Here is a 2400-nt window from a genome sequence, read left to right as displayed (position 1 = left end):
TTGGACCGGGAGCCTGCCGAGGCCGCGGCCTTGATGCCGAAACGCCCGTGAGCTGACGGGTTCTTCATGCAGAACCTTCCGTGAGGAGTACCGAGCGGGGAGGGGGACGGGGTCCGCAACGGCGACGAGCCGGGGTCCGTACCCCTCGGTACGGTCCCCGGCTCGTCGTACGCGTCCGCACCGGGCGAACGCGCCCCGCGCCTGAAGTCTGGTCCCATTTTACCAGCGGGCCGCCGGGCCCCGGCTTCCGGCGGCCCGGGGTATCGGCCGGACGGTCGAAGACGCCCCGGTTGGCGGCGCCTGGGGTGTGGTCCGTGGGACGGGTGGGCAGTATCGAGACGGCCGCGCAGGCGGCCCGAGCGGAACGTCGAGTAAGGATCAGTACCGATGGCAACTGGCACCGTGAAGTGGTTCAACGCGGAAAAGGGGTTCGGGTTCATCCAGCAGGACAACGGCGGCCCCGACGTGTTCGTGCACTTCTCCGCCATTCAGACGCAGGGCTACAGGTCGCTCGACGAGAACGCCCAGGTCGAGTACGAGGTCACCCAGGGGACCAAGGGGCCCCAGGCGGAGATGGTGCGGCCGCTCTGACCGCACTCCGCGCGACCCCCGCGTGACAGCGGCCCCCGCCGGTCCGGCCGGCGGGGCGTCACTCCCGGTCCCGCGCCTCCTCCCGGACGGTGATCGCCGAGACCGGGCAGGCGCGTGCCGCCTCCCGGACCATCGCGCTGCCGTGGCCGTCCTCGCGGCCGGGGAGCACCTCGCTGAGCCCGTCGTCGTCCTGGGTGAACACCTCGGGAGCGGCCAGCACGCACTGGCCCGCGCCGATGCAGACGTCCCGGTCCACGGAGATCCGCACGCCGCTCACCACGCCACGGGCAGTTCGATCATGCCCTGGACGGTGTCCCCGGGCTTGAACGGGATCGTGTCCGGATCGGCGGCCAGGCGCAGCCCCGGCAGCCGGTCGAACAGCGTGCCGAGCGCGATCTCCATCTCGGCGCGGGCCAGGTTCTGGCCCAGGCACTGGTGGATGCCGAAGCCGAACGCCAGGTGGCGGTTGGACCGCCGGTGCCAGTCGAGCACGTCGGGCTCCTGGAACACCGCCTCGTCGCGGTTGATCACCGAGGTGGAGAAGACCACCCCGTCGCCCGGCCGGATCGTGACCCCGCCCACCTCGATCTCCTCGGTGGCCAGCCGCAGCATCGCGTCCGCGATGGACAGGAACCGCATCAGCTCCTCCACCGCCCCGGACAGCAGCGACGGGTCGGCCCGCAGCTCCGCCAGCTGCTCAGGGTGGCGCAGCAGGGTGAAGGTGCCCAGGGAGATCATGTTGGCGGTGGTCTCGTGCCCGGCGATCAGCAGGATCGCGGCCAGCGAGACCAGCTCCTCGACGTCGGTCTCGCCGGACTCCAGCCGGGTCGCGATCAGCTCGTCCAGCAGGCCCTCGCCCGGCTCGGCGCGCTTGCGCAGGATCAGGGCCCGCAGATAGCCCTGCAGCTGCGCCCGGGCGTCCTCGACGTCGGCGGGGCCGGGGCCGCGCAGCAGCCGCCGGGACTGGGCCTCGAAGAACTCGTGGTCCTCGTAGGGGACCCCCAGCAGCGCGCAGATCACCATGGACGGCACCGGCAGCGCGAAGGCGCCGACCAGCTCGGCCCGCGGACCTCGGGCCACCATCGCGTCGATCAGCCCGTCCACGGTCTCCTGGATCCGGGGCCGCAGGGCCGCCGCCCGCTTGACCGAGAAGCTGGGGATCAGCATCCGGCGCTGGGTGTTGTGCACGGGGTCGTCCTCCCCGAGGAGCGCGGTCCGCTGCCGGGTGATCCCCTTGAAGCGCGCGCTGGGGAGGGGGAACCCCTCGTGGGTCCGGTCGGTGGACAGCCGCCCGTCGGCGAGCAGGGCCCGCGCCTCGGCGTGGCCGGTGACCATCCACACGGAACGGCCGTCGAAGAGGGTGACCCGGGTCAGCGGCCGAGCGTCCCGCAGGGGCTGGTAGGCGGCCGGCGGGTGGTAGGGGCAGGTGCGGTCCTGGGGGAAGGAGAGGGCACCGGGCAGGGTCTCGGACATGGAGAACAACACCTCGCAAGGGATGGTTCCGTAGCGCCGACTCCATTACATGCCTCAGGCACCTATCCTACCTATGCCACTTTCGGCCAGCCTGCCCGAGTTCACCCGCAAGGAAACGCACGCGCCCGTCGGACCGCCGGGGCCGCGAGGTCTAGACCCCCGCCTCCGCCAGGAGGGCGCGCAGCTCCGCCGCCGTCACCGGGCCGGAACGGGTCGCCACCGCCTCTCCCGCGCGCAGCAGGACCACGGTCGGGGCGCCCGTCACCCCGTAGCGCCGGGTCGTGGCCGGGCAGCGGGTGATGTCCGTGCGGACGGCCGTCAGCCGGGCACCGTACT

Annotated in this window: 4 protein-coding genes; 1 reads left to right on the top strand and 3 read right to left on the bottom strand. The window is 72.5% G+C overall.

Features of this window, described 5'->3' with window-relative positions:
* Positions 1 to 387 precede the first annotated feature (387 nt).
* Positions 388 to 591, top strand: a complete 204-nt coding sequence (locus VR44_RS16690) for a cold-shock protein (protein WP_045948298.1) — start codon at positions 388 to 390, stop codon at positions 589 to 591.
* Between the two features lie 58 nt (positions 592 to 649).
* On the opposite strand, the gene VR44_RS16685 is transcribed toward VR44_RS16690, so the two are convergent.
* The 3 genes from VR44_RS16685 to VR44_RS16675 all read right to left on the bottom strand — a co-directional run.
* Complete coding sequence (locus VR44_RS16685; RefSeq protein ID WP_045948299.1) at positions 650 to 859, bottom strand: ferredoxin; 210 nt, start codon at positions 857 to 859, stop codon at positions 650 to 652.
* 5 nt (positions 860 to 864) lie between these two features.
* The gene (locus VR44_RS16680) at positions 865 to 2064 is read right to left on the bottom strand and encodes a cytochrome P450 (RefSeq protein ID WP_045948297.1); all 1200 of its coding nucleotides are present in this window, start codon (positions 2062 to 2064) and stop codon (positions 865 to 867) included.
* Between the two features lie 151 nt (positions 2065 to 2215).
* Positions 2216 to 2400: thioredoxin family protein (locus VR44_RS16675; protein WP_045948296.1), on the bottom strand; the 185-nt coding region annotated here is incomplete at its 5' end.

Source organism: Streptomyces katrae, assembly GCF_000966975.1.
Classification (GTDB): Bacteria; Actinomycetota; Actinomycetes; order Streptomycetales; family Streptomycetaceae; genus Streptomyces; species Streptomyces katrae.
Note: the sequence above shows the minus strand (reverse complement) of the source record. Positions and strands in the feature narration are given on the sequence as shown.